This is a genomic window from Vibrio sp. YT-17, from assembly GCF_033337375.1.
GTDB lineage: Bacteria > Pseudomonadota > Gammaproteobacteria > Enterobacterales > Vibrionaceae > Vibrio > Vibrio alginolyticus.
Genome location: NZ_JAWOQP010000174.1, coordinates 1 through 1,107, shown reverse-complemented (window position 1 = coordinate 1,107; position 1,107 = coordinate 1). Strand labels below are relative to the sequence as shown.

2 protein-coding genes are annotated in these 1,107 nt (G+C 42.3%); both read left to right on the top strand.

The genetic code is table 11. The annotated features are described in order from the left end of the window. Positions 1-440 precede the first annotated feature (440 nt). Positions 441-773, top strand: a complete 333-nt coding sequence (locus R7F67_RS24765) for a DUF1904 domain-containing protein (RefSeq protein WP_005483015.1) — start codon at positions 441-443, stop codon at positions 771-773. 12 nt (positions 774-785) lie between these two features. Next, the coding region (locus tag R7F67_RS24760) for a penicillin-insensitive murein endopeptidase (protein WP_318057525.1) at positions 786-1,107 on the top strand (322 nt) is incomplete at its 3' end.

Here is a 1,107-nt window from a genome sequence, read left to right as displayed (position 1 = left end):
GGTGTAGCTCCAATTGGCAGAGCAGCGGATTCCAAATCCGCGTGTTGGGAGTTCGAATCTCTCCACCCCTGCCATATTTAAAGCCTCAGTCGAAAGACTGGGGCTTTTTTACGTTTGTAAAATGGCAAAATTTGTTCTTTGTGAACTCAAGTTCCCAAATAGGCGATTCTAGGCGCGTAGCTAATGGTAGCTAAGTCTGAACTGCCCTAATCTCTTATCTACTTTCCCTATATAAAGAACAGCAGATTTCCAGCGGGATTGATATCTAGCCGCTAGTGATCCCTTGTCGTTGAATGTCACTGATTGGAATCTCAAGCTCTTGTTGATATTTATTAGCGTTTTTCTGGGTATTTTTAAGAACGCGTCTAGTTGTTGTTGGGATGATTAGCGTTGTTGTTCCTGTTATCATCTTAGGACAATACAAATATAGGATTAACCTTATGCCACATCTACGATTTCGCGCTGTAGAACCTCAAGCAGTACAAGCTTTGTCAAAGCCACTGACTGACGAGCTCCAGCCACTAATGAATAGTCCACGAGAAGATTTTACTTTTGAGTACATCTACACAACTTTCTTTAGTGAGGGCGAGGTAAGTCCTGCTTATCCTTTTGTTGAAGTTTTGTGGTTTGATCGAGGACAAGAGACCCAAGACAAGGTGGCGAAAGTAATTACACAACAGGTTCGTGGTGTAGTCGGTGAAGATATTGATGTAGCAGTCATTTTTTCTGCACTATCGCCAAATGCCTACTATGATAATGGTGAACATTACTAAAGGGGATGTATGATGCGGCTGAGTCTTTCTTTTTATTTAAGTTTATTTTTCTCAGCTCCTCTTTATGCTACGCCATGGGAGCAAGTTAGTGCTCCCACTCATAATATGTCCTCTTCTATTGGTAGTTACGCGAATGGCTGCTTAGATGGGGCTTCCCCGCTGCCTTTAGAAGGTACAGGTTATCAAGTGTTACGTAGTCGAACGAATCGCTACTATGGGCACCCTAACACTATAGATTTTGTTGAAAGCCTAGCTTTAAAGGCGAAGCAAAAGTTAAAAACTACTTTACTAATTGGCGACCTTTCTTTACCTCGTGGCGGCCGTTTTTCATCTG